Source organism: Hahella sp. NBU794 (assembly GCF_050749805.1).
GTDB lineage: Bacteria > Pseudomonadota > Gammaproteobacteria > Pseudomonadales > Oleiphilaceae > Hahella.
The window spans coordinates 5,269,431-5,293,588 of record NZ_CP192738.1; the positions used below are offsets into that span (position 1 = coordinate 5,269,431).

The window sequence follows — 24,158 nt, forward strand, 5'->3', positions numbered from 1 at the left end:
GAGACTCCAAAAGAATAGTATCAATCACCCGGTTTGTTCTTCTCTCACTGCAAACCAAAGTTGTTCCAGGAGTTGATTGATATGCGCGGCAAGATGCAGTCGTTTTTCGATTTCCTTTGCGCTCAAGTTGGCGCAAACGGGCAAAGCGTATAAATCATCTGCTTCAAGATCGTGGTGTTGCAGGAGCGAGGCCATGTCCAGCCAGGGCCAGCCCAGGCCGGCATATTCCCAGTCCAGCACGATCAGCTGTCCTTGATCCAGACACAGGTTGCCTGAGTGCAGATCATGGTGGGTCAGCGCCATTGCGTCGTTGGGAATAGCGGAAAACGCATCTTCAAGTTGCTGCAGATAAGCCTGATGCGCAGCCGCAGCGGCGCGCTCCTGTAGACGACCTCGATAGAGCGCCATCAGGGCCTGGTAATCGAATGCAGGACCTTCCGTGATGCGCTGCAGATCTGCGACGAACGCCAGTAACTGCTCGACGGTCTGTTGCGAGGCGACGTACTGATCACCGGCTTCGGTCAGGCTGGCGCCATGATGCGTCATCAACAGCCAACCTTCCCGCCACGCGTTACAGAGCACTCGCGGCGCCCAGCGAGCGCCCTGGATCAGTCGCAGCACATCCGCCTCAAGTCGCCGGTCAACGCCAAAGGCGCGTAACAAGCTGGCGTTGATACGCAGCACCAAATCGCCTTGCGGACCCTGCGCTCGAAACAACATATTGCTGTGTCCTGACGCCAGCATGAGTCGCCAGTCCATCCCCGCCCCCAGAAAGGCGTCAGCCGCCCGCAGCCGCTCCGCAACAAACGGGCGTTGTGTGGGCTCTTCTGACTGTGGGGTATCGCTCATGCCGTGCTCATTATTTAAGGGTGTGAAAGGTTTATGGGTGTAAAAGGTTTATGGAGGCGACAGGTTAATGGGTAGTCCAGTTTCCCGCCGCAATTCTCGCGTACACGCAGGTGTTACGAAACTGTCCCTGGTTATCCATGCGCTCGTTGCGCAACACGCCTTCAAGCTGAAATCCTGCGCGCTCCGCCAGTTTGCGACTGCTGAGATTGCGTTCGTCCGTGGTCAGATAAACCCGGCTGGCGGCCAGCTCAAGCAACGCGTACTCCGCCAACGCCTTTACGCCCTCCGTCATATAACCGGCGCCTTGCAGGCGCGCCGAGCCCCAATAGCCCACCTCATGATGACGCAAAGCGGCGTTGGCCTTACGCAAACCGCACACTCCCGCCAACGCGCCATCTTCCTTGCGCAGCAGCATCAGATTCACTTCTTCCTCCAGCAGATAGCGAGCGTATGCCTGCCGACACCAGCGGGCGGTCTCCTCTACGCTCGGCGGCGGCGTCATCCAGTCCAGCCAGGGTTGTAGCTGATCCAGAGATTCTATGATTGTCTGGTTTAGCGCCGGACCGTCTTCCGGACTCACCACCCGCAACGTTAAACGCTCGGTTTCCATCTTTGTAAACGCCATCCTGTCTTGACTCCTTGTTAAGGTTTACTCGCATTACGCCAGCGCAGACAGAGTTTCCTCACTGCAAAATATCCTGCGTCCGCGTAGATTGTCCCATCGCTTTTGGTTAGAATCCGGGCAGTCTCATCGGGGCGCCTGACTCCACTGCGTTTATTCGACGCGCCATTGCGCATGAATGCGCGCCAGTCAGGCTGAGAGTGTACCCGTAGAACCTGATCCAGTTAATGCTGGCGTAGGAAATGAGGCCGGCTAATCCGCTTTCTGGATAAGGCCGCCGCTTCCGCGCCTCGCTGTTTAGAGGAGCCTCCATGTACAACCTGTTTCACACTGCATCCGTATCTCGCGTCGCCCGTACGCTTATCGCCGCGTCTATCGCGACCTTCGCCACCAGCGCCAGCGCGGCGGAAGAGCTGACGGTCTACACCTACGACTCCTTCATCAGCGAATGGGGACCCGGTCCCGCGCTGGAAAAAAGCTTCGAAGCCGCCTGTCAGTGCGATCTTAAATTCGTCGCCCTGGAAGACGGGGTCAGCATTCTTAACCGGCTGCGCATCGAAGGCAAGAACGCCAAAGCGGATGTGGTGCTGGGTCTGGACACCGGATTGATAGAAGAAACCCGCAAAGAAGGTCTGGTGCAGCCGCACTCAGTCGCCTTCGACGCCCTGACGCCAGTGCTGAAATGGAGCGATAAAGACTTCGTACCTTTCGATTACGGCTATTTCTCATTTATCTACGACAGCCAGAAAATCAAGCAGCCGGCGCAATCTCTGCAAGAACTGGTGAACTCCTCCGCCTCGGTGATTTATCAGGACCCGCGCACCAGCACGCCGGGACAGGGCATGATGATGTGGATGAAGAGCGCATATGGCGATCAGGCGGAAAACGCCTGGAAACAGTTGGCGCAACATACCGTCACCGTCACCAAAGGCTGGTGGGAAGCCTACAGCATGTTCCTGGAAGGCGACGCGGATTACGTACTCAGCTACAGCACGTCTCCCGCCTATCACCAGGTGGCGGAGGACAAATCGCAATACAAGGCGGCGCTGTTCAGCGAAGGCCATGTGATGCAAGTGGAAGTCGCCGCCATCGCGGCGAATAGCGAGAAGAAGGCGCTGGCCAATCGCTTCCTTGAATTTCTGATTTCTCAGGAAGCGCAGGAAGTCATCCCGGTGACAAACTGGATGCTGCCGGTCCGCAAGGGGGTCAAACTGCCCAGCGCTTTCGATACGCTGATTCAGCCCAAGCCCATTGAGTTGACGCCGGAGTACATCGCGGCGAACCGTAAAACATGGATCAAGGAATGGCGCAGCGCCGTCGCTCAATAAGCGCCGCCATCTCTATTTGTTGTTTTAACTGGTCGGCTTTTTCCATGCAGGTTGTACTTTGATGAAGCTGAGCGCATTCACCTCAGGCAAATGGGCCGGCTGGCCCGCCCTGGGTTTGGTCGCCGCCGCAACGGCCCTGGCCTTCGGCGGCCTGATTGGGTTCAATCGCAGCGAGTTCGACTGGAGCTATTTCAGCGATCCCTACTTTCTCGCGATCCTGCGCTTCACTCTGTTGCAGGCGACGTTGAGCGCTGCGTTGTCGGTCGTCCTGGCCTGGCCGATGGCCTTGGCGCTCAGTTATCTCAAGGACAGCACGCACAAGCGCGCGTTTCTCAGTCTGTGCGTGCTCTGTTTCGTGATGCCGACGCTGATCGTGATCACCGGCATTATCAGTCTGCTGGGTCGCTCCGGCAGTCTCAGTCCATTATTGGGAGACGACTGGAACCTGTATGGCCTGAGCGGCATCCTGATCGCGCATATCTACCTTAATCTGCCCTTTGCGGTGCGCACCCTGTATTTGCGTCTGCAGTCCATTCCCGACGCCAGCTGGCGTCTGGCGCGCCAGCTCAAGTTCACCCGCGCGCAGCGTTTCCGGCGACTGGAGTGGGCCGCAGCGCACAGCGCCACCTGGCTATTGCTGGGTTTTATCTTCGTCATTTGCTTCAACAGCTTCGCCGTAGTGCTCGCGCTGGGCGGCGGCCCCAAGGCCACCACCCTGGAAGTGGCCATTTATCAGGCGTTGAAATACGACTTCAATATCTCTGAAGCCCTGGCGCTGGCCTGGGTGCAGCTACTAATCGCCGGCTCCGCGTTTCTGCTGGTGTCGTTCTGCGGCAAAGTGTCCTGGCTCAGTCCCGCCTCAGCGCCAGCGCAACTGCGTCCGCCGGCGACGCGTCTTGAACAGTTGGCGTATCGCCTGCTCTACGCCTGCGGCTGGCTGTTTTTACTGGCGCCGCTGCTGGCGCTGACGCCGCGGGTAATCCATAGCGGCGTGGATATGGAATTCTGGCGTTCTCTAAGCCGTCCTTTGCTGATCACACTTGGCCTGGGCGTCGTTTCGACGGTGTTGTCGATCAGCCTCGCCTACAGCGCCCTGCGCCCCTATCGCCGCGCTCGCATGCAACAATCCCCCGCCGCGCTGTGGCTGGACTGGCTCACCTCGCATTCGCTGGCGGTGCCCGCCATGGTGCTGTCCGTTGGACTGTTTGTGTTGCTATTGCCGCACCTGGACCTGGATCATTGGGGCATCTGGCTGGTGGCGGCGATTAATGGGTTGATCACCGTTCCTTTCGCGGCATCGCAACTGAAGCCCGCGCTATTGAACTTCGACAGCCAATACCACCGCTTGTCTCTTTCCTTGAAACTGACTTCCCGGGAGCGCCGACGCATTGAGTGGAGCTATATGGCGCCGGCCATTCGCACCGCCGCCGCCTTTGTCGGTATGCTGGCCATGGGAGACGTGGCGATTTACTCTATTTTCGGCAACCAGGACTTCGTTACCCTGCCCTGGCTGATTTATGGTTACGCCAGCACTTATCGCCTGGACGAAGCCTCACTGGCCTCCATGGTGTTCCTGGGCGTCTGCGGCCTGCTGATTTTTTATCTGGAGAAACAATCCCCCCGTCATGCTTGAAATTCGCGCACTTCAAATTAAACGGGGCGCCCGCACCCTGCATTACGATCTGCAAGTCGCCCAAGGGGAAATCATCGCCCTGCAAGGTGTCAGCGGCGTGGGGAAATCCACCTTGCTGGAGGCCATCGCAGGCTTTGTCGCGCTGGAGGCAGGACACCTGTCGTGGGAAGACAAGGATCTCACCCACACGCCGCCGGAGCAGCGACCAGTCGCCATGTTGTTTCAGGACTACAACCTGTTCGAACACCTCACTATCATGGCGAATTTGAAGCTGGGGGTGGACGTTGCAATGCACTCCGAAATCCCCGCCCAGGCCCAGGCTTTGGGAATCGCCGACCAGCTGGACAAACTTCCCGGCCGCCTCTCAGGGGGACAGCGTCAGCGAGCCGCTTTGCTGCGCACAATGCTGCGGCCAGAGCCGCTGATTCTACTGGACGAACCCTTTTCAGAGTTGGATGCGGACACCCGTCGCCTCGCGACAGAGTGGACCCGCACGATGGCGGAGCGATTCGGCAAAACTCTGCTGATGGTCACTCATCAAAGCGAGGACGTCAGCCGGCTTGCGCACCGCGCGATTCATCTCGACAACGCGGAGACAGGCGCCGTTTAGGCAATCTCTTGTGAGCCATCACCGTCGATCCGCGGTCTTGCTCAACACATCTGCATAAACGCCGCGCAACGCGCCCCACGCGTACTCGCTCATATCGCAAGGGCTCGCGGATGGGGCGTCCAGCAACAAATCAACGGCTTCATCAATATCCTGATAGCGGCGACTCTGCGGAAACAGTTCAGGATAACTCAGGCGATCCGGCGTCACTGGCGCGCAACCGAGCGCCGCCGCCTCCATCATCGCCAGTCCCTGAAACTCATGCTGCGCAGTGGATAGCGCCGCATGGGCGCGACTCAGCCAGCGCCAGTAGGCTTCGCGACTTTCCGCGAAATCATCGAATAGCAGATGCGCAGTGAATTCTTCCTGCAGATGGCTCCAGGCGGGAGGCGCTTGTCTGAAGCGACGTCCGAGCAAGACGAGCTGAAAGTCATGGGTCCGCGCCCGCAGCCGCCGCAAAATCATCAGCAAGTCATCCACGCCTTTGTCATATTCCACCCGATGATTCCAGGCGATGGTCAACGGCTGATCGCCGTTTTCCTCGCGCGGAAAGCGCAATAGTTCGTCTTCCAATGGAACGGGAATCACTTGGCTTTTATCGCGAATACGGCGACACAACTCTGCGTCCACTGCATCCGGCAAGCGGGCGATCAGACTCTCCAGGCCGGCGAGAAAAGATTCCAGATTGAACGTCGTGTTGAACAGCACACGGTCGGCGGCCAGTGCGGCGTAGATATTCACCATGGCCGGATCGATACTGTCGTGCTGTTCCCCGGAACAGGGGTAGGCCAGTTGATTCTCGTGAAAATAGACCAGCAATGGCGTCGCCGCCAGATTCGGATACAGCCCGCGCAGGGTGGCGACGTCCGCCATGGAAGTGGCTACGATCAGGTCATACGCCCCTCGCAGCGCTTCGTCTTCATACAGGCTCCAACTGATCGGCGCCCCGCGAATGCGCCAGCGAAAGAAGCGAGGCGGCAGGCTGAGCGAAACCCAATCGTGTTCAGGAAACGCATTGAGCAAACCTTGTCGCCAACGTTTATGGCTGTCTACATCGTAGGCGGATAGCAGCAGTATTTTCATGAGTGATCCGTATTCTGGATGTGAGCGGCCGCGCGACGTTTCAACACCAGGTTATAAACATGTCATGATCGTCACCATGTTAATAACAATCAGGGAGTTAGAAAACGTCTGTAAATGGCCTAAAAAAACCGTCCATCATTCCACAAAGTTTTACGGGCGTTCTACGAATTTTGCGATAGACTTTTATTGAGCGGCGCAATTAAAAGCGACCCTAGCGGAGCACTTCCACCCCGTCGCCAATGAGGCGCCGCAAGCTGTAAGCGAACAATTTCCCCTGGCCTGATTTTCAGCAGACCTTCGTGATACTCACGGACGTGAGCAGGTTGACGCAATGCCGCTGTTGTCGCTTAGAGACCTAGCCATAGGCTCTCTCAAACCTTTCTCCAATCACCTTTACGAGGGTGACTGCGTCGCTCTGAGCGGCCCTTCCGGCTGTGGTAAAAGCCTGCTGTTACGGGCTATCGCCGATCTGGACCCGCATTCTGGAACCTGTTTCCTGCGCGGAGAAGCCTGCGACCAGATTCCAGCGCCGGAGTGGCGGCGCAGGGTGATGCTCACCCCCAGCGAATGCCGCTGGTGGCTGCCTACCGTGGGAGAGCATATGCCCGCCGGCATGCCGTCTTCCTGGTACGAAAAAGCCGGTTTCAATCCTGATGTGGCGGGCTGGGAAGCGAGCCGTCTCTCCAGTGGCGAACGTCAACGCCTGGGCCTGATCCGCACCCTGTCGCGCGAGCCTGCCGTCGCGCTGCTGGATGAGCCGAGCGCCAATCTGGACAATCGTAATCGTGAGCGCGTCGAGCGGATGCTGACCGCCTATCTGGCGGAGCCTGGCCGGGCGATCTGTCTGGTCAGCCACGATCAGGAGCAATGTCTGCGTCTGGCCAATCGCTTCTGGAATATCATTGACGATAAAGTGAGAGAGCTGAGCGAACTCACTCCCACTTTCCAAGTTTAAGCGCCATTTTTAGGCTGCATGATGAGCATTATTCATTTAAGCATCTGGGACCTGGGCTTATGCGCACTGCTGGTGTGCAGTCTGGCCTGGATCAACTGGCGACAGGCGCCGGACCTCAGCTCAGGCATACTGATCGGCGTCGCGCGCCTGACGATACAACTGAGCTTGATCGGTATGGCGCTGAAGTTTCTGTTCGCCCAGACTTCGCTGCCCTGGGTGCTTATGGTCTGCCTGTTTATGGCCGCCATGGCGGGACGGGAAGTCGGCGCGCGACAAGAACACAGATTCACGGAAGGCTGGACTTTCCGCATCGGTCTGTTCGCCATGACGGCGAGTTCCTATTCCATGATATTGATTGTCCTGCTGGCGCTTATCCAACCGGAGCCCTGGTATAAACCGCAATACGCCATTCCTCTGCTGGGCATGATTCTCGGCAACACCCTGAACGGCGTGTCACTGTGCCTCGATCGTCTCACCGCCGGGGCCAGAAACCAGAAAGATCTCATTGAAGGCCGCCTTATGCTCGGCGAACCCGCCGAAGAAGCGATTCAAGACCAACGCCGACAGGCCTTGCATGCGGGTATGACGCCGGCCATCAATGGCATGGCCACCGCAGGCGTCGTCAGCCTTCCCGGAATGATGACGGGGCAGATCCTCGCGGGCAGTCCGCCGGAAACCGCCGTCGCCTATCAGATCATGATATTCCTGATGATTGTCGCAGCCACCGGCTTTGGAACCTGGATCGCCAACCGCCTGGCCATCTGGCGTCTGTTCGACGAGCGCCACCGTTTGCGCCTGGATCGGCTGGCGTTGAAATGAGCTGCGCCCGTTGTCATCAGAACGTCATCGCTCAAAGCCAAGATCGGCCACAGTTCTTTACGCCCCCGTTTCAGGCTATATTAGACGCACAACCAGCCGTCAGACGCCCGGCTCGGGCCAGACTCCAACCTAGCGAATCCGACTACGCCTATGCTGACAATCGATATCAGAGCGGCCTCTTGCGCCGACGCAACTCCCATCTCCCATTTAATGACGCAATTGGGTTACGCCGTCTCACCTCAGGAAACGTCAGATAGAATCGCCCTGATCGCCGAGCGAGGCGGCGAAACCTTCATCGCAGAAAAAGACGGCGTCGCCGTCGGCTGCATTCAAGCCAGTATGGACGTTCGACTGGCTGAAGGATGCTTCGGCGAGATTATCAGTCTGGTCGTAGACGAAAACGGACGCGGTTTAAGCGTGGGCAAACAATTAGTGATGGCGGCGGCTGAGTGGCTGCAGGCGCGTGGTTGCGAACGACTGCGCGTGCGTTGCAACGCCGTGCGGCTGGAAGCGCTGGAGTTTTATGGCAAACTTGGCTTCGAACATATGAAACAACAATCCATCCTGGAAAAAAGCATCGGTTAATCTATCACGTGACTATCCTAGCCCCCACTCAGGCACTACTGCCTCATATTGAAATTGAACCCAATAAACCCGCGGACGCCGCCTTCATCATGCTGCACGGCCTCGGCGCCGACGGTAACGACTTCGCCCCCATCGTGCCGGAGCTGCGTCTGCCCGAAGACATGGCGGTACGCTTCATCTTTCCCCATGCGCCGTCTATCCCGGTCACGATCAATGGCGGTTACGTCATGCCGGCCTGGTATGACATTCTGGAAATGAACATAGAACGCAAAGTGGACGAGGCGCACTTACAAGCATCCGCCAACGCGGTGCGCGCATTAGTGGACAGAGAGATCGAGCGCGGCATAGACAGTCGCCGCATTATCGTAGCGGGATTTTCCCAGGGCGGAGCAGTCGCCTATCAGACCGCATTGACCTACCCTAAACCACTGGCGGGCCTGATGGGGCTTTCCACGTATCTGGCCACCGTCGCCAGTCTGAAGCCTGACCCGGCGAACCGCGACATTCCCATCCGTATTTGTCATGGAACGGTGGATTCTGTCGTGCCGGAGAGTCTGGGACGGGCCGCCCTCGGCCATCTGCAGACAATGGGATATGCGCCGGAGTACAGCACTTACCCGATGGATCACAGTGTGTGTCTGGAAGAGATCCACGATATTTCGGCGTGGATTCAGAAAGTACTGGCTTAATCTTTGAACCGGCGCGCTAAACGCGCCGGTCTCGTTTACCTCAGGCGTTCACACGCCTTACCAGCAGCTTAGAGCGCAGCCAGCGCCGCTTCATAATCTGGCTCGTCGGCGATTTCCGCTACTTGCTCGTTATGCAGCACCTTACCGGATTCGTCGATAACCACAACCGCCCGTGACAGCAGCCCTTTCAGAGGACCGGTCATCACCGTTACACCATAACGATCACCGAACTCGGCATTGCGAAATACAGAGCCGTTATCCACATTTTGCAAACCTTCCGCGCCGCAGAAACGCGCCATGGCGAATGGCAGGTCGGCGGAAACGCACAGCACGGCTGTGTTGTCTTTCTTGCTTGCTTTCTCGTTGAACTTGCGAACGGACGTGGCGCAAGTCGGCGTGTCCACACTGGGAAAAATATTCAGCACCAGGCGCTTGCCGGCGTAATCCTTCAGCGTCGCCTCGGACAGATCAGGTTTGACCAGAGTAAAATCCGGCGCGCTGGAGCCCACGGCAGGCAGGTCGCCTTTGGTTTCAACCGGATTGCCTTTTAAGGTGATAGAAGCCATGTTTTATCCTTTTCGACAGGTAAGTAATTGAACGGGAATCCCTGAATCCAGCGGGAAGGCAGGGCCGCCTACAAAGCTAGCACAAATCCCATTGCGGAGAGATGAAATCTTGGCAAGCAGCGCCCAGGCATATGAGAAGCGATTGTAGCCTTATGGCAGGCTGAAAAATGGCCTATTCAGTTTAGTCCCGTCGATCCGCTATGCTAGCGCCCTATGAAAAATAAAATACTCTCTCTTACACAAACATCCGTATTGCTTGGCGCTGCTGCGTTCAGTTCGCACAGTCTGGCGGACTGTCAGGCTCAGGCCCGCACTGATATGGAGCGCCTCTACTGCGAAATTCAGGACAAAGGCGAAGGGGCCACGCTGCCAAAACTGGAAGATTTTCGCCGCAACGACCGCCAGATTCAGGCGCTGCTGCTTAAACGCCCCGCCGCCAAGCTGGGACTATCGCTGCCCGGCGCCGGCAAGTCGCAGAAGCCGCGGAAAACCGAAACCGCCGCCACGCCTCCCGCAACCGCTTCCAAAAATAGTACTCGCCCGGAGCCTAAGGCGGATGCGCAACCAGCCACCCGATCCAGCGCTCCCGCCGCCAACGACTGCCTGCTCTACAAGGACCAGATAACCTGCGGCTCTCACCAATATCATCTGGCGACCAACAAGCAGAACAAATTTTTGAAGCAAGGCGCTCTGACGGAAAACAACAAATTAAACCTGCCGTCCTTCCAGGGCGACCCCGCCAATGAAACAGCGGTGAAGGATTATCTGTCTCAAGCCTATCGCGTCTACATCCCAAAAATGTTGGAGATAGGCCTGGGCGACGCCACCATGAGCTTCACCAAGTTCTATTACTCCTTCAAAGATATCCAAAAGCAAAACCTGAGTTTTTCAGATCGTTTTGAAACCATGTACGGCTTCCTGAAGCGGGATAAATCCGCCATGGCGATCCAGCCGCGCTATTCGAAAGAATTGCCATCGGATATCAATCAGTGCAACGGTCTGTCGGACGCTATTATCGTTTGCGATAACGGCGCCACCAACTGGGTTTACGTACGCCAATCCTGAGCGCTCTCTGCGCTCAGCCTTCGCTTAATTCCACGCAGTCATAGATGCCGGTGACATTGGTGAAGTGCAACACCAGTGTGTGGGACAGACGCTTCTCTGCGTCATGCAAATGGTACTTAAAACGCGTTTGTTTACCGGTTTGCAAGAAAGCGTCGTAGTCTTTCAGCAACTCTCTCACATCACTGACCACCTCCGTGCTCCAGGTCGCCTTGAAAGGGCCCAGCACCGCTCCGCCCGTTAAGCAAACAGTGACTTCGTGATTGGTCAAACCTTTATTTTTGGTTGTCATAGATCGTCCTCTGAAAAGATATTTCGCCCTGTGTTCACTATAGAATAAAAACCTCTCCGCCATGTGAAAAGCTCAACGCTATCCCCTTTTGACCATAGTCAAAGTCGTGGATGACGATACTTTTGAGCCCACAACCTGCGACTTTACCTGACTTACTATCGCTTTTGTTCAGCCCAGGTTCATGCTGGTTCGGCCTTGAGGTTGGCGACGTTTGCGTCCTCGACCTTTTTCAGCAATACAAGAAAGTGAGGTATACGCTATGGCGATAAAAATGATCTCTACGTTAACAGCAAGCGCCTGTTTGCTGTTTGCATCCACCAGCTTCGCGGCGGATAGCATGCAACATTTCTCTCAAGCTGCGACGCATTCCGCGCAGGCGACGACCAACACCGTCTCCGGCGGCGTCAAACTGGCGTCAGGCGCTGCAGCGGTTCCGTTTAAAGCCATCGCAGTAGTCGGCGAAGCCAGCGCCAAGATCGCTGAGCCGCTGTGGAACAGCGCTACCGGCAAAAAACTGGAAGTATCTGACGAAAGCGTGACGGCAGGCCCGGCTCCCGCACTCGCCGTCGCAGCCCGCTAAGTCAACGCACAAGAGGCTTACTATGTCCGCATCAGGCTCCATATCGGGAGCACGCATCGCATTCGCTGCGTTAGTCCGGCTTGTGGCGCTGACCGTAAGCCTCTTTTTATTTCAGTCCAGCGCTTACGCGGGGAGTCGCCAACAAGAAGGCCCCTCTCCTTTCACAGCGGAAGAAATCGCGACCTTTGCGAAAAAAGTCGAGAAAACCGCCGCAGCGCGAGGCGCCTACGTGTTCTTGCTGGCCAGACAGGGCGTTCCCAGCAAGGACCTCCCGGAAGGCGTGGAATTCACCCATACCGGACTCGCCGTCTACTCCACCATCACCACAGAACAGGGAGAGACGCTGAAGGGATACGCCATCCACAATTTATATCAAGACGATGACAATCCCCGTCGCAGTCATTTGGCGATGGATTATCCCATCGACTTTTTCTCCGGCGCCAAAGTCTTGAAGGCTGGCGTCATCATACCTGCCCCGGCCTTGCAACAGCGGATACTGCAAAGCCTGGAGTCAGGCATTTTGGAGAGCGTTCACAACAATAACTATTCAATGGTGTCCAACCCGTTCAACACCAAATATCAGAACTGCACAGAATATGTGCTGGATATTCTTTTCGCCTCGATCTATCAAACCGACAGCATTAAACAGATCAAGGTCAATGAGCATGCATGGTTCCAACCGCAAGAGATCAAACTCGGGCCGCTGAAAGGACTGCTTGCGCCGTTGATCGCGAAGGAGTTTCGCACCTCCGACCATTCTGGCGACATCAGAACCACCACATTTGGCGCCATCGCCGATTTCCTGAAGAGCCAGTCTTTGGCCGAAGAGGTATTAGTGGTATATCCCTGATTCAAAATACTGATCCGTCTTAAAGTCTTCCCAGTATTTGGTATCGATATTCGATACCAAACTGCGAATATCCCAACACCCCAAAAGCGTTGATAGCCGGACGCCTGGAAATATTCCATGATGGCTTCCACGACAACATCTCGCTTATGCGATATTTAACGCTTACCCTCGGGAAGACATTATGAAACTGATCAACGATTATCTCAGCCGTCATGGTCATGCGCCTTTCAAGTTTGGCCAGGGCCGTATTTCCGGATACATTTCCGCCACACTTGGCATTCTCAGTTTCCTTGCAGTTTTGTGTTTCCATTTCCCTGAATATCTGACCACGCAGGAATTGCGTCAGGTTTATACTGAACAGTTCGCTCGCACTCTTCTGCTGGTGGCGCTTAGCGCCTCTTTTATACTTGGACTGCTCAGTTTCCTGCTGAACCAGCAGAAGCGCCTCAGCATGACCGGCGTGCTGTTTTCCACCGCTGCAGTGGTCGCAGGCGGCGCGGACATTCAGCTCAACAGCATTGGCGAAACCCCTTATTCGTTGGGTCTGGACTGGTTCATTCTGGCGCTGTTTTTCTCCGCCCTCGTCTTTATTCCCATGGAGCGCACATTCGCGCAGAAGCGGGAAACGCATACACTGCGTCCTGAGTGGCGCACCGATCTGGCTTACTTTTTTATGAGCCACATGCTAGTGCAGTTCATTCTGATTTTCACCACATCCTCATCCACGTATCTGGTTGGCTGGGTGGCATCTGACTCCCTGCGTGACGCTATTCAATCCATGCCTGTCTGGGCGCAGTTTCTGCTGGCTGTATTCATGGCGGACTTCTCCCAGTACTGGTTCCACCGCCTGTACCACACGGTTCCATTTCTGTGGAAGTTCCATGCAGTGCACCACTCCAGCAAACACATGGATTGGTTGGCCGGTTCCCGCGTACATTTGGTTGAAATACTGATTACTCGCAGCGTGGTTATGGTTCCTCTGTTCCTGCTGGGCTTCTCCGCCGAAGCATTGAACGCATACGTTATTCTGGTGGGAGTACAAGCGGTATTGGCGCATGCCAACCTGAACTTCAACTTTGGCTTCCTCAAGTACATTCTGGTAACGCCGCAGTATCACCACTGGCACCATGCGGATGACCCTGCTTACGCCTATAAGAACTATGCGATTCACTTACCGATTATTGATATGCTGTTCGGCACCTTCAAACTGCCAGGTAAAGAATGGCCAAAAAGTTACGGACTGCTGAACAACAAAACCGTACCCAAAGGCATCGTGCGCCAGCATATGTTCCCTTTCGGATACGACGAATAACTCAAACTATTGATACGCCCCGGAAAACCACAGTTTTACCGGGGCTTGTTAGGCTTATAATAGTGCGAACTCATTCAATGACTGGAAGTATGCATCTGATGATAAAAACCAAAAAACTCATTTATTCCCTGCTATTGATTCTTGGCGTCGCTTTCAACGCTTCCGCTGCGTCCAAAGTGGAAATTGACGCCAAAGTGAACGCCGCCCTGAAAGTCTTCTACAACAAAGTTCCTTCTGGGCAAGAGCTCGCTTCCAAAGCGCAGGGCGTATTGGTATTTCCTGAAATACTGAAAGCCGGCTTCATTGTCGGCGGCGAATACGGCGAAGGCGCACTGGTGAAAGGCGACGTCATTCAGAGCTATTACAATATAGCTTCCGCATCCATCGGCTTTCAGGCGGGGGTACAGGAGAAAACTGTCGTCATGCTGTTCATGACGTCCGACGCGCTTAACAAGTTCACCCGAAGCGAAGGCTGGGAAGTCGGCGTCGACGGCAGCGTCGCCATTGCCGAATTCGGCGCAGGCAAGTCAATCGACACCAACACCATACAAGAGCCAATCATCGCCTTTGTCGTCTCCAACAAAGGCCTGATGGCGGGCGTATCTCTGGAAGGCTCAAAAGTCACGCCTATCGTGAAATAGTCTCTTCCTTTGAAACGAATACAAGAAGGGCGACTCACCGCCCTTCTTGTCGACTACAAACCGTACTTTTCCTGAATTTCCATCTGCGCTTCCAAAGCCGCTTCATCTCCCAGTTTTTCCAGTAAGTCCGGCCAAATCAGAGGATGCTCCAGCTCAGCGGAAAAACCGCTCAGCAGCGTATTGACGGCATCCAAGTCTGAGCTGACGGGAACCGCGATGTAGATATAGACTCCAGGCAACTCTGCATCGTCCTCCAGATACAGGACATAGTCTTCATTGCTGCGACGATCAAAATGCACCTGCAGCTCCGCGAGGCCATCCTGCAAACGCGCCAGATTTTCATCGCCGGGATGCGCTCCATCAATGGCGAAGTAGTCATATTCAGGAGCTTTAAGGATATGCACGACGGAAAACAGCAAAGTGTAATACCCTTCGCTATCACGCATAACTCCTTCTTCGTCCTCCTGATCCAGTTTGTTCAACGGCGCAGCGTCAAACACCACTTCACACCCGAAACGTTGGGGTTCGCCGAGTCTGGCCAAACCGATGACGCGAGCCGTGACCGGACCATTGCGCACCGCCAGATAATCCCGCGTCTCCCCATCCGCATCCGTAAAGCGAACTCTCACATAAATGCTGTCTTCATCGATAGGTCCTTCGCCTTCAGGAACATCCATCCCCAAGACTTGCATGGATTCCCTGACGCAAACCCAGTCGCCAGCGATAGTCGCAGGAACCATACGGTCCCAATGCAGACTGATTTCCTCCGGGTCCAACGCAATCAGACGCGTCCACCAGTTAACGGACTCCTGATAGCTACCGAGTTTCATCGCCAGCCGCGCAGCGGCGGCAATAGCGAAACCTGCTTCTGGTGAGCGATCGATCAATTTACAGACATGCTCATAGGCCTGTTGCGGATAGCTATTGGAGTAGAAGCGCATTTTCAGCCAGCACAAACGACAAAACAGATCATCGTCCAGTGCAGGGTCAATTTCCGCACCGAATTCCCGCAAGAACTCATCCGTATGATCCTGTTCGATGAGAATACTGCCGTAGGTCATCAACAACCGTGGAGTCTGAAAACCGGATTTCTCCCGCAATACCGCAAGCGCCGCATCACTCCAGCCGCTGGCGTCCAAGAGTTGGGTGTATTCGAGCAATACTCGCTCGTCGTCCGGCCACTTCCGCAAGGCGTCTGTAGTCATCTCCAACGCCGCTTCACGGGTTTCCGCCTGTTGTTCAAGGAACTGTTCAATTTCGGAGAATTCCCATGGCGTTCTTTGCACTTCGGCCTTAGTGACTGCTTCATTTAGAGCAGCCAGTTCTTCTGTGGCGCCGCAATCCCGGTGCAGTTGCTGTACCGCTTCCGCCACGCGCTGGGCGCATAAGCGGGCGATAGAGACGGCGCCACGGGCCAACGCCAGCTGAGCCTGCACCAATCCAAGATTGACGGTATCTCGCCAGGCTTTGCTATTGAATAGCTCCGTCAACATAGCGTTAATCTGCAAATCCAGCTCTTCCGAGTTGGCGCTGGCTTGCTTGGAGGCCAACACTTCCTTCGTCTTGATCCAGGGCTCAAAAAACGCGGGAGACAGCATGGTCTCGTCGTAGCTTAGCAATGCTTCCTCCGCCTCTTCCGCACGCTCCAGCAACGCCAGACACCACGCCAGATAGTTCTTTCTGCGGCGCTCGAAATGTTCTCCGCCGCCGTCATTTCTGGCTTTACGCGCCAGCTTTTCCGCTTCTTCGTATCGATGCAGTCCAATCAGGGCGTCCAACTGGCAAAACAGCATATTGGTGTCATCAGGCGAACGATGACTGGCGGTCAACGCCTTTTTCTGATCGCGGATAGAAGCCAGCGCATCCTCGAATCGACCCGCGTCAATCAACGCGCTGTTGTATTCGCCGCCAATACAGGTGAAACAGGGCCAGGACGCATCGATCCTGCTCAAGGTTTCCTGCGCCACCGCCAGTCTTTCCTCCACATAGCCAGGGCCATCGGTAATCGCATAACAACAAGCCAGATCCTGTACGACACAGATGCTTTGCGGGCAGTCACGGGTTTCTTCGCGGTGAGCGAACTCCAATAAATCCACCGCCTCGCCCAACATGGCCTGGCCTTTACGCCGGGTCAGCACCTGACTTTGCAGATGCCAGTGACGAAAATAGATCTCCAGCCATTTATCGCCGTTCTTGCGCGCCAGACTCAACGCTTCCGGGTACAGCGCATCCACTTTGTGGTGCTCATCATTCACCGAATAACGGGAAATATCGTAGACAAAATCCGCCAGACGATGCTCGCCACTTTCTCTCAACGCCGAGACGCGTTCGTGAACCCAATTCCAGATATCCATCGTTACACCCCTCGCGTGATCGCCAGCAACGCCTCGCTGAAGCGCTTGAGTTCATCGGAAAAATTAGAGTCGCTATCGTCGACCTGATGGGTTAACGACTCCATATAGGCCCGAACCGCCACCGCCAAATGCCTTGCCGACTCCTGAGACGCGTCCATCATGGCCGCAACCAGAGGCGAATTCAGGTTGACGTACAGACGTCGCTCAATTTCCGCCGAAATGGCTTGCGTATGCAGCCGCGCCAGACTCAACGCCGCTGATCCGATGCGCTTATCCGCCTCATCCCGCTCAATTCGCTTCTTGAGCGCCACGTCCTGATCGTGGATGACCAGCAACGGCACATGAGCCGGCTCAAAACGCGCGCAGGACAGCGCCTCATTTTTGCGCAACAAGAGCGACGCCAGCTTGTCGTGAATCGCTTTATCCACCGTCTCTTCGGCGAACAGCTTGGTTTCTGTATCGCCGCTGCCCAGAATGTGGGCTTTCAGCTGATTCCAGTGCGCATACTTCTGACAAAAGCCGGAGGCGGCATAAAGATAGCCAGAGACCAATGGCTTCATTTGCGCCCGGAACAGCAGCTCTTCCTGGCTGTTCTTGTCTTCATTACGGATATAAATCACGCCGCTGCTCTGCTTGAGATACGCGGGAAGCGTCACATCGCCAATCGTGGTCGGTATTTTCAGGTCGTTCTGCATGACCTCAAACAAACGGTCATCGCTCAACGCCGCCCCTAACAGCGTCTGGTTATGGCGACTGAGAATACGTCGCCATACGCTGCTCTCGTTGGCGGCGATGGTTCGCAGGCCCTCAATCAGCGTTTCGGCCAGAAAGTCGCGAATTTCATAAAAGCGCTCGTCTTTCTGAATATCTTCACGGCTCGCCGTTGGCGACAGCGCCACCGACTCCACCACGCCGCCTGCAAATCCCGCCCACAGCGGTAATAGTTCGCGACATTCTCCGGTGATGAACATACTGCGCACGAACACCGAAATATTGCGGTAGTCCGAGGTGGCGTAACCGCCGCGATCCTGCACCCAAAGTAGGCCTTTCAGACTCCAGGGGTTATTTTCAGGAATGGGAATGGCGCACAAGGGCTCAAAGGCGCCTTCGAAAATAGCGGCGAATTCCAGGCGCCGTTTCTTGCGCTGTAATTCAGATGTAGCGGCGTCCAATCGCCAAGGCGCTACCAGACTGTTGATCTGCTCATCGTCGTTATTCAGAAAAATGGGAACGCGCAGCAGACAACAGTAGCGTTCAATCAGCCCCTGCAATAAATCGCTTTCCGCCAGGTGATAAAACTCCTCCCGCAGGTGAAGCTTAACGGTAGTTCCCACCTGCGCTGGCGCAGTCACGGAAATGGCGAATTTCTTGCCGCCGGCGGTGGAGAAATACCAGGTCTGCTCCGGCGTCTGGTAGGACGTCGTCCAGACTTCCACTTTCTCCGCTACGACATAGGCGGATAAAAAACCTAGCCCGAAATATCCCACCATGTCTTCATTCTGCGAGCTGTCCCGCAACACGCGGGTATAGCCTGAGCCGATAGTGGCGAGGTATTTCAGCACTTCCTCGTAGGTGAGGCCGGAGCCGTTATCGGTGATGACAATCTGGTTGCGGTGGCTGTCCGCCTGAATGCGGATGGCGAAATCGCCGTCGCGGCCTGTCTCCAGCCGGGAACGCACGCAGGCGTCATGCGCGTTTTGAATAAGCTCCCGGATTGCGACGGCGGGAGTGGAATATAAATTGCGCCCCAGCACCTCCAACAGTCCGTCGAGGTCAACCTGGGTTTGATGAAGTTCACTAGCCATGAAATAACTGCTTTTTATTAATTGAAAACGGTCAATCGAGCGACGATATGGCAGACACAGTGCGTCAGTCGCCGCGCACGACATTAAAGATTCAGTATCTGTGTTTGATTACGGGATCACATCCATTATGAGAGTAGGTCAACTTTGCAGGGAGAACGCTATTTAACCGTTATTTCTCCCTGATTTAAAGGGATCGCCGTGCATAAATGTCGCGTCAGACCTTCCAGCATCTCTCCCCCCTGTCGCCAATAATGCCAGTACAACGGGACTTTTTGCGCATAGCCTGGCTTTACTTCCACCAGCCGTCCCGCCGCCACCGATTCCTGCGCCTGAATCTCCGGCATCATGCCGTACCCTAGCCCAGCTTCCGACATGCGGATAAACCCTTCTGAAGAGGGACATAAATGAAATGGAAATGCGCCCTGATAACCCAGGCTCTGCAACAGGCGATGCTGCAATTGATCGTCAGGGCCGAAATTAATGACCGGCGCAACCGCCAGCGCATCAGCATTCAGCCCCAGCGGAAAATAACGGGACATAAACCCCGGGCTGGCGTAGGCGCGATACACCAGTGTTCCCAAATGCACACAACGGGAACCCTGCACTGCCTGCTCCGCACTGCATACGCATCCCGCCACATCGCCATCGCGCATGCGTTTGAGCCCGATATCCTGATCTTCGATCACCAGGTCCAGCAATACGCCTTCGCGCTGGCAGTAATCGCCCATCACGGGAAACCACCATGTGGCGAGACTGTCTGCATTTATTGCAATGCGCAGGCGCAGCGCCTCCGCGCCCAGCGTTGGCACGTCCAGTAACAGATCATGCTCCAGTAGACGCACCTGCTGCACATGATTGAGAAGGCGTTTTCCCAGATCGGTAGGCGCAAGTCCCGGAGAGCGGACCAGTACAGGTTGTCCTAACCTCGCCTCCAGCAGTTTGATGCGCTGTGAAATTGCGGACTGGGAAATACCCAGCAAGGCGGCGCCTTTCTCAAAGCCCTGGCCTTCCACTATCGCCGCCAGCGCCTGTAGTAACTTGTAATCCAGCATGATCAGTTTTTCTAATGATAGGTTAGGATTATTTGTTTTATTAATATTCAGAAACACCCTAATCTTCAACACAGACAAACGCAAGGCGCCTGCGACAACCTGAATCACAACAACGTACATGACTATAAGCGTCCATAACGACACAACGTCTATAGCGGCAATGTACATCACAAAAAGGTGTTAACTGCATGTGGCAGAGCTATTTCAACGGGTTTAGCCTCTCTCTGGGAATTATCGTCGCGATAGGCGCACAGAACGCATTCGTATTGGCGCAAAGCCTGAAGCGGGAGCATCACTTTCCCGTCGCCGCAATTTGCGCGCTGGCGGATCTGGTGCTGATCGCCGCAGGCGTATTCGGCATGGCGGCGTTACTGAGGGAGTTCCCGCAGATTGCAGAGTGGGCGCGCTGGGGAGGCGTGATTTTTCTCACTGCTTACGGCGCCTTTTCCGTCAAGCGGGCGTTCTATCCGGGTCCAGGGCTGGAAGCGGAAGGCGCCGTCAAACGTAACCTTGGCATTGTCGTAGCGACCACCCTGGCGGTGACGCTCCTCAATCCACATGTCTATCTGGACACGCTTTTCCTGATCGGTTCAGTGGGCGCTCAGCAGTCCGCCCCCGCCGCTTACGCAGCCGGCGCCGCCTCAGCCTCGATCATCTGGTTCTTCGGTTTGGCCATCGCCGCCGCCGCGCTGTCGCCCTGGCTGTCGCGGCCTTCATTCTGGCGACTGGTGGATGGGCTGATCGCAGTGCTGATGTGGCGCATCGCCTGGGGGTTGTTTCAGAACGGCGCGTAATGCGCCGTTTTTTATGCGCGGCGGGAAATAATTTCAGCGAGAATCGAAATCGCAATCTCCGGCGGCGATTTACCACCGATATTCAGTCCAATGGGCCCTTTGACGCGCTCAACCTCCGTCGCACTGACGCCTTCCGCCGCCAACTGCTCACGCCGAAGGGCCTGCGTCCTAAGACTCCCCAAAGCGCCGATATAGAAGCAGTCCGTGCGTAACAGGTTGCGCAAAATGGGAAGTTCCCATTCATGGTCGTGGAATAACAACGCCGCCGCCGTCCAGGCGTCGCTCCAGCCCTCCTCAAAATAGTCCGGCGCATGCAGTCTGGTCACGCCGGGCGGGGCATATCCAGATGCGTCCCCCGGAGAGACCGCCAACACTTCGTATCCCATCGCAGGCGTCAGCACCAACAGCTGTCGAAATATCTCACCCCGCCCAAACGCCAACAGGCGGGTGGTGGGGTTATAAACTCTGACAAAGCGATCGCCGTTCGCATAGGAGTCGGAAGCCTGCATTCCTGAGCAGGCTTCCAGTTGCAGATACGCGCCATCATCGCTGGCTGCGCGCTCCAGGTCCATGCACAACAACGCTGGCTGACGCTGCAGTTGCCGATCTCGCACTGCGAACAACACATCAGCGCCGACATTAACGTCAATCAGCACATCGATCCCAGAGCCGCAAGGCAGCCGAATATCAAAGAAAGGAGAGTCCTTACCGTAACGCAGCTTGCGATTGCGTCCGTCCGCCAGAGCGGCGACCGCTTCATGGGTTAACGCCGCCTCAACGCAACCTCCCGAAATCAAACCTACCGCCACGCCGTCCTCACGCACCGCCATTTGACTCCCCAGCGGGCGCGGCGAGGAACCGTCGACGCCCACCAGAGTAATCAACGCCACCCTGGCGCCCTGAGCCAGCCAGGCGCAGGCCGCAGGTATCACGTTTTCCACAAACATCGGCGCGCTCATATCAGGCGAACAGGTTCTTGAATGGAAGGCTGCGAGGGATTTCTCCTGTCGCGGCGAACAACGCATTGGCCACCGCAGGCGCTGCAACCGGCGTACCCGGCTCGCCAACCCCGGTGGGCGGCTCCGCCGAAGGCACGATATGCACTTCCACATCCGGCATTTGATTCATACGCAGTACCTGATAGTCATGGAAGTTGGATTGCTTGACTGCGCCATCCTCCAGGGTGATCTCACTGACCAGCGCTGGCGATAAGCCATAGCCAATCCCCCCCTGCATTTGCGCTTTGATAATGTCGGGGTTGATGGCGAGCCCACAGTCCACCGCACAGGTGATTTTCACAATACGAAAGCGGTTGTCATCCACCGCCTCAATTTCCGCCACCTGGGCCACATAGGAATTAAAGGACTCGTGCACCGCCACGCCGCGAAAACGCCCTTTCGGCAACGGCTTATCCCAGCCGGCTTTTTCCGCCGCCAGCTTCAATACGCCCTGATGACGCGGATGGCCTTCCAGCAGTTTCATACGGTAGGCGACCGGGTCCTTACCGGCGGATTTGGCCAGTTCGTCGATAAAAGTCTCGGTGGAATAAGCTGTGTGGGTCGATCCCACGGAGCGCCACCATAGAATGGGCACGCCCTCCTTGATCGTGTGCAAATCCACCTGCATGTTGGCGACGTGGTAAGGCAGGTTGGAGGCGCCCTCTACAGAGGTCGGGTCAATACCCTCTTTCATCATGCCTTCAAAGCCAGTGCCGGAAATAATCGACTGGCCCACAATGCGATGACGCCAGGCGGAGGGGTAACCGTCCGCGCCCAAGGTCGCAGATATCTGGTGTACATAGATGGGACGGTAGTACCAGCCACGCATATCATCTTCACGGGTCCACACCAACTTGATCGGGACGGACTCCGAATAGGCTTTGGCGATTTGCGTGGCTTCAACGATGTAATCAGAATGCGAGTTGGCTCGTCGGCCAAAACTTCCTCCCGCCAACAGCATATTGATCTTCACGTTTTCCATCGGTACGCCCAGGATCTGTGAGACCTGCATCTGGTCCCCCGTCTGAAACTGGCAGCCATACCAAAGTTCAGCGCCATTCTCTTTCTTCTGAATCACGCAGTTCATCGGCTCCATCGCCGCGTGGGCCAGAAAGGGGAACTCATAGATGGCGTCAAACTGCTTTTCCGCCGCAGCGTATGCCGCATCGAAGTCGCCATTGCGCACGACGGGCGTCCCCGGCTTATTCAGCTCTTCGCGGTATTCCTTGAGGATAGTCGCTGAGCTTTTACGAAACGCCGTGCTGTCGTCCCATTCCACTTTGAGGGCGTCCCGGCCTTTTTTCGCGGACCAGAAGTCCTGCGCCAATACCGCCACGCCTGCGGGTATCTGCATGACCGACACGACACCAGGCACTTTCCGCGCCGCGGAGTCGTCCACTGTTTTGACTTTGCCGCCCACTTTGGGAGCATGGGCGATCAACGCCGTCAGCATGCCTGGGAGTTGCACATCCTGGGTAAAAATCGCCGTTCCGTTAGTTTTACCCGGATCTTTACGCACCAGCTTCTTACCAATCAGGCGAAAGTCTTTGGGATCTTTCAATTTCGCCGTTTCCGGCACTGGCTGCATAGCCGCCAGTTCCGCCAGATCTCCGAAGCTGGCCTGCCTGGAGCTTCCGCTGTGACTTACTTTGCCGGATTCGACCTTGATTTCCGCAGCAGGAACCTTCCACAAGGTCGCCGCAGCAGCGACCAGCATTGCTTTGGCTTTGGCGCCCGCTTCCCGCATCTGCTGGTAGGAGTTCGCCATGGCGGTGCTACCGCCGGTGCCCTGGAATGGTCCCCAGAACAGGTTGTTATAACGCTTGGCGTCCGCTTCCGCCCCTTCCACGACGACCTGGGACCAGTCCGCATCCAATTCTTCCGCCAGCAAGGTTGCAAGACCCGTGTAGGTTCCCTGCCCCATCTCGATGTGCTTGCTGATAACGTACACTTTGTTGTCTGGGCTGATGCGCACGAATGCGTTGGGAGCGAAGTCCTGGTTAGCCGCCTCGCCCGAGGTTTTCCCCGGACCGGACTCCGCTGCGCCAGCCAGAGAAGGCAGTGATAGCGCCAACGTCAGTCCCGCTCCGCCCAAGGTGGATTTGCTGATAAAGGAACGACGGCTCAGGCTGGGATTCATGGTTTTCATAGAGCCTCCTTACGCTATTTTTTCCGCTGCAGACTTGATCGCAGCGCGAATACGGACATAGGTGGAGCAACGACAGATATTGCCTGACATAAAGCTGTCGATGTCACTGTCGCTGGGCTTGGGGTTGCTTTGCAAAAGCGCCACCGCGGACATGATCTGCCCAGACTGACAGTATCCACACTGTACGACCGCTTCTTCTTCCCAACTTTCCTGCACCGCCTTGGCGACCTTCGACTCCAGCCCCTCTATCGTGGTGATAGACTGCCCCTGAACTGAGCCAACCGGCGTCACGCAGGAACGAATCGCAGAGCCATTCATATGCACCGTACACGCGCCGCATTGCGCCATGCCGCATCCAAACTTGGTTCCCGTCAGATGCAGATGATCCCGAATCGCCCACAACAAAGGCGTATCCTCAGGCACATCCAGCGAGCGCTTTTCTCCATTAATAGTCAGTTCGATTCCCATAATCGCCCCCACAGAGTATTCGTTGATTCTTTATATCCCTGACCCGGGATGTGGTTGATAGGCAT

Annotated in this window: 24 protein-coding genes and 1 riboswitch; of the genes, 13 read left to right on the forward strand and 11 right to left on the reverse strand. The window is 56.0% G+C overall.

What is annotated here, in order from left to right; all coding sequences use genetic code 11:
• Positions 1-24: 24 nt before the first annotated feature.
• On the reverse strand, positions 25-849 hold the full coding sequence (locus ACQYWX_RS22930; protein WP_431686459.1) for a phosphotransferase: 825 nt from the start codon (positions 847-849) through the stop codon (positions 25-27).
• Between the two features lie 64 nt (positions 850-913).
• The gene (locus ACQYWX_RS22935; RefSeq protein ID WP_216739557.1) at positions 914-1,474 is read right to left on the reverse strand and encodes a GNAT family N-acetyltransferase; all 561 of its coding nucleotides are present in this window, start codon (positions 1,472-1,474) and stop codon (positions 914-916) included.
• 117 nt (positions 1,475-1,591) lie between these two features.
• Positions 1,592-1,730: riboswitch (TPP riboswitch) on the forward strand.
• A gap of 52 nt (positions 1,731-1,782) precedes the next feature.
• Between ACQYWX_RS22935 and thiB the strand changes: the two genes are divergently transcribed.
• From thiB to ACQYWX_RS22950, 3 genes are all read left to right on the forward strand, one after another.
• The gene (gene thiB, locus ACQYWX_RS22940; RefSeq protein ID WP_431686460.1) at positions 1,783-2,799 is read left to right on the forward strand and encodes a thiamine ABC transporter substrate binding subunit; all 1,017 of its coding nucleotides are present in this window, start codon (positions 1,783-1,785) and stop codon (positions 2,797-2,799) included.
• 61 nt (positions 2,800-2,860) lie between these two features.
• The gene (locus ACQYWX_RS22945) at positions 2,861-4,432 is read left to right on the forward strand and encodes a thiamine/thiamine pyrophosphate ABC transporter permease ThiP (RefSeq protein ID WP_431686461.1); all 1,572 of its coding nucleotides are present in this window, start codon (positions 2,861-2,863) and stop codon (positions 4,430-4,432) included.
• The gene (locus tag ACQYWX_RS22950) at positions 4,425-5,042 is read left to right on the forward strand and encodes an ATP-binding cassette domain-containing protein (RefSeq protein ID WP_431686462.1); all 618 of its coding nucleotides are present in this window, start codon (positions 4,425-4,427) and stop codon (positions 5,040-5,042) included. The genes ACQYWX_RS22945 and ACQYWX_RS22950 overlap by 8 nt, the downstream gene beginning before the upstream one ends.
• A gap of 18 nt (positions 5,043-5,060) precedes the next feature.
• On the opposite strand, the gene ACQYWX_RS22955 is transcribed toward ACQYWX_RS22950, so the two are convergent.
• Complete coding sequence (locus tag ACQYWX_RS22955) at positions 5,061-6,122, reverse strand: tRNA-queuosine alpha-mannosyltransferase domain-containing protein (RefSeq protein WP_431686463.1); 1,062 nt, start codon at positions 6,120-6,122, stop codon at positions 5,061-5,063.
• 331 nt (positions 6,123-6,453) lie between these two features.
• Here ACQYWX_RS22955 and ACQYWX_RS22960 point away from each other — a divergent pair, with 331 nt between their 5' ends.
• The 4 genes from ACQYWX_RS22960 to ACQYWX_RS22975 all read left to right on the forward strand — a co-directional run bounded on the left by ACQYWX_RS22960 (position 6,454) and on the right by ACQYWX_RS22975 (position 9,170).
• Positions 6,454-7,077, forward strand: coding sequence for an ABC transporter ATP-binding protein (locus ACQYWX_RS22960; RefSeq protein ID WP_431686464.1), 624 nt, complete (start codon positions 6,454-6,456; stop codon positions 7,075-7,077).
• A gap of 21 nt (positions 7,078-7,098) precedes the next feature.
• Positions 7,099-7,896: an ABC transporter permease gene (locus tag ACQYWX_RS22965; protein ID WP_216739551.1), complete on the forward strand. Its 798-nt coding sequence runs from the start codon at positions 7,099-7,101 to the stop codon at positions 7,894-7,896.
• A 150-nt stretch (positions 7,897-8,046) separates the two neighbouring features.
• The gene (locus ACQYWX_RS22970; protein ID WP_216739550.1) at positions 8,047-8,481 is read left to right on the forward strand and encodes a GNAT family N-acetyltransferase; all 435 of its coding nucleotides are present in this window, start codon (positions 8,047-8,049) and stop codon (positions 8,479-8,481) included.
• A gap of 8 nt (positions 8,482-8,489) precedes the next feature.
• Entirely contained in the window at positions 8,490-9,170 is a 681-nt protein-coding gene (locus tag ACQYWX_RS22975; RefSeq protein ID WP_279505315.1) for an alpha/beta hydrolase, read from the forward strand.
• Between the two features lie 68 nt (positions 9,171-9,238).
• On the opposite strand, the gene tpx is transcribed toward ACQYWX_RS22975, so the two are convergent.
• Complete coding sequence (gene tpx, locus ACQYWX_RS22980) at positions 9,239-9,736, reverse strand: thiol peroxidase (protein ID WP_216739548.1); 498 nt, start codon at positions 9,734-9,736, stop codon at positions 9,239-9,241.
• A gap of 213 nt (positions 9,737-9,949) precedes the next feature.
• On the opposite strand from tpx, the gene ACQYWX_RS22985 reads away from it, so the two are divergent.
• Positions 9,950-10,801, forward strand: a complete 852-nt coding sequence (locus ACQYWX_RS22985; protein WP_431686465.1) for a hypothetical protein — start codon at positions 9,950-9,952, stop codon at positions 10,799-10,801.
• Positions 10,802-10,814: 13 nt separating this feature from the next.
• On the opposite strand, the gene ACQYWX_RS22990 is transcribed toward ACQYWX_RS22985, so the two are convergent.
• Positions 10,815-11,090: a hypothetical protein gene (locus tag ACQYWX_RS22990; protein ID WP_279505319.1), complete on the reverse strand. Its 276-nt coding sequence runs from the start codon at positions 11,088-11,090 to the stop codon at positions 10,815-10,817.
• Between the two features lie 259 nt (positions 11,091-11,349).
• Between ACQYWX_RS22990 and ACQYWX_RS22995 the strand changes: the two genes are divergently transcribed.
• The 4 genes from ACQYWX_RS22995 (at position 11,350) to ACQYWX_RS23010 (ending at position 14,473) form a co-directional block, all read left to right on the forward strand.
• Positions 11,350-11,670, forward strand: coding sequence for a hypothetical protein (locus ACQYWX_RS22995; protein ID WP_127972897.1), 321 nt, complete (start codon positions 11,350-11,352; stop codon positions 11,668-11,670).
• Positions 11,671-11,692: 22 nt separating this feature from the next.
• The gene (locus ACQYWX_RS23000) at positions 11,693-12,520 is read left to right on the forward strand and encodes a DUF2145 domain-containing protein (protein WP_216739545.1); all 828 of its coding nucleotides are present in this window, start codon (positions 11,693-11,695) and stop codon (positions 12,518-12,520) included.
• A gap of 181 nt (positions 12,521-12,701) precedes the next feature.
• Positions 12,702-13,832 (forward strand): sterol desaturase family protein, encoded by a 1,131-nt coding sequence (locus ACQYWX_RS23005; protein ID WP_216739544.1) that lies wholly within the window; start codon positions 12,702-12,704, stop codon positions 13,830-13,832.
• Between the two features lie 98 nt (positions 13,833-13,930).
• A complete protein-coding gene (locus ACQYWX_RS23010; RefSeq protein WP_253938644.1) occupies positions 13,931-14,473 on the forward strand; it encodes a BPSL1445 family SYLF domain-containing lipoprotein in 543 nt (180 codons plus the stop codon).
• Positions 14,474-14,526: 53 nt separating this feature from the next.
• Here the strand turns inward: ACQYWX_RS23010 and ACQYWX_RS23015 are convergent, their stop codons facing one another.
• The 3 genes from ACQYWX_RS23015 to ACQYWX_RS23025 form a co-directional block, all read right to left on the reverse strand.
• Complete coding sequence (locus ACQYWX_RS23015) at positions 14,527-16,827, reverse strand: hypothetical protein (protein ID WP_431686466.1); 2,301 nt, start codon at positions 16,825-16,827, stop codon at positions 14,527-14,529.
• Between the two features lie 2 nt (positions 16,828-16,829).
• Entirely contained in the window at positions 16,830-18,632 is a 1,803-nt protein-coding gene (locus tag ACQYWX_RS23020) for an ATP-binding protein (protein WP_431686467.1), read from the reverse strand.
• A gap of 158 nt (positions 18,633-18,790) precedes the next feature.
• Entirely contained in the window at positions 18,791-19,684 is an 894-nt protein-coding gene (locus ACQYWX_RS23025; RefSeq protein ID WP_431689531.1) for a LysR family transcriptional regulator ArgP, read from the reverse strand.
• A gap of 188 nt (positions 19,685-19,872) precedes the next feature.
• Between ACQYWX_RS23025 and ACQYWX_RS23030 the strand changes: the two genes are divergently transcribed.
• On the forward strand, positions 19,873-20,478 hold the full coding sequence (locus ACQYWX_RS23030) for a LysE/ArgO family amino acid transporter (RefSeq protein WP_279505337.1): 606 nt from the start codon (positions 19,873-19,875) through the stop codon (positions 20,476-20,478).
• An 11-nt stretch (positions 20,479-20,489) separates the two neighbouring features.
• On the opposite strand, the gene ACQYWX_RS23035 is transcribed toward ACQYWX_RS23030, so the two are convergent.
• From ACQYWX_RS23035 to ACQYWX_RS23045, 3 genes are read right to left on the reverse strand one after another with little or no spacing between them, the layout of a single operon-like run.
• The gene (locus tag ACQYWX_RS23035) at positions 20,490-21,437 is read right to left on the reverse strand and encodes an XdhC family protein (protein ID WP_431686468.1); all 948 of its coding nucleotides are present in this window, start codon (positions 21,435-21,437) and stop codon (positions 20,490-20,492) included.
• Between the two features lies 1 nt (position 21,438).
• Positions 21,439-23,625, reverse strand: a complete 2,187-nt coding sequence (locus ACQYWX_RS23040) for a molybdopterin cofactor-binding domain-containing protein (RefSeq protein WP_431686469.1) — start codon at positions 23,623-23,625, stop codon at positions 21,439-21,441.
• Positions 23,626-23,634: 9 nt separating this feature from the next.
• Positions 23,635-24,093 (reverse strand): (2Fe-2S)-binding protein, encoded by a 459-nt coding sequence (locus tag ACQYWX_RS23045; protein WP_216739536.1) that lies wholly within the window; start codon positions 24,091-24,093, stop codon positions 23,635-23,637.
• Positions 24,094-24,158: the final 65 nt, after the last annotated feature.

Coding starts and splice junctions, on each gene's coding strand:
- ACQYWX_RS22985 (WP_431686465.1), top strand. CDS start 9,950: ATGAAAAATAAAATACTCTCTCTTACACAAACATCCGTATTGCTTGGC.
- ACQYWX_RS23010 (WP_253938644.1), top strand. CDS start 13,931: ATGATAAAAACCAAAAAACTCATTTATTCCCTGCTATTGATTCTTGGC.
- ACQYWX_RS23040 (WP_431686469.1), bottom strand. CDS start 23,625: ATGAAAACCATGAATCCCAGCCTGAGCCGTCGTTCCTTTATCAGCAAA.
- ACQYWX_RS22935 (WP_216739557.1), bottom strand. CDS start 1,474: ATGGCGTTTACAAAGATGGAAACCGAGCGTTTAACGTTGCGGGTGGTG.
- ACQYWX_RS22970 (WP_216739550.1), top strand. CDS start 8,047: ATGCTGACAATCGATATCAGAGCGGCCTCTTGCGCCGACGCAACTCCC.
- ACQYWX_RS22995 (WP_127972897.1), top strand. CDS start 11,350: ATGGCGATAAAAATGATCTCTACGTTAACAGCAAGCGCCTGTTTGCTG.
- ACQYWX_RS23020 (WP_431686467.1), bottom strand. CDS start 18,632: ATGGCTAGTGAACTTCATCAAACCCAGGTTGACCTCGACGGACTGTTG.
- ACQYWX_RS22965 (WP_216739551.1), top strand. CDS start 7,099: ATGAGCATTATTCATTTAAGCATCTGGGACCTGGGCTTATGCGCACTG.
- ACQYWX_RS22930 (WP_431686459.1), bottom strand. CDS start 849: ATGAGCGATACCCCACAGTCAGAAGAGCCCACACAACGCCCGTTTGTT.
- ACQYWX_RS22990 (WP_279505319.1), bottom strand. CDS start 11,090: ATGACAACCAAAAATAAAGGTTTGACCAATCACGAAGTCACTGTTTGC.
- ACQYWX_RS23030 (WP_279505337.1), top strand. CDS start 19,873: ATGTGGCAGAGCTATTTCAACGGGTTTAGCCTCTCTCTGGGAATTATC.
- ACQYWX_RS23015 (WP_431686466.1), bottom strand. CDS start 16,827: ATGGATATCTGGAATTGGGTTCACGAACGCGTCTCGGCGTTGAGAGAA.
- ACQYWX_RS22955 (WP_431686463.1), bottom strand. CDS start 6,122: ATGAAAATACTGCTGCTATCCGCCTACGATGTAGACAGCCATAAACGT.
- ACQYWX_RS23045 (WP_216739536.1), bottom strand. CDS start 24,093: ATGGGAATCGAACTGACTATTAATGGAGAAAAGCGCTCGCTGGATGTG.
- ACQYWX_RS23005 (WP_216739544.1), top strand. CDS start 12,702: ATGAAACTGATCAACGATTATCTCAGCCGTCATGGTCATGCGCCTTTC.
- tpx (WP_216739548.1), bottom strand. CDS start 9,736: ATGGCTTCTATCACCTTAAAAGGCAATCCGGTTGAAACCAAAGGCGAC.
- ACQYWX_RS23025 (WP_431689531.1), bottom strand. CDS start 19,684: ATGCTGGATTACAAGTTACTACAGGCGCTGGCGGCGATAGTGGAAGGC.
- ACQYWX_RS22950 (WP_431686462.1), top strand. CDS start 4,425: ATGCTTGAAATTCGCGCACTTCAAATTAAACGGGGCGCCCGCACCCTG.
- ACQYWX_RS23000 (WP_216739545.1), top strand. CDS start 11,693: ATGTCCGCATCAGGCTCCATATCGGGAGCACGCATCGCATTCGCTGCG.
- ACQYWX_RS22945 (WP_431686461.1), top strand. CDS start 2,861: ATGAAGCTGAGCGCATTCACCTCAGGCAAATGGGCCGGCTGGCCCGCC.
- ACQYWX_RS22960 (WP_431686464.1), top strand. CDS start 6,454: ATGCCGCTGTTGTCGCTTAGAGACCTAGCCATAGGCTCTCTCAAACCT.
- thiB (WP_431686460.1), top strand. CDS start 1,783: ATGTACAACCTGTTTCACACTGCATCCGTATCTCGCGTCGCCCGTACG.
- ACQYWX_RS23035 (WP_431686468.1), bottom strand. CDS start 21,437: ATGAGCGCGCCGATGTTTGTGGAAAACGTGATACCTGCGGCCTGCGCC.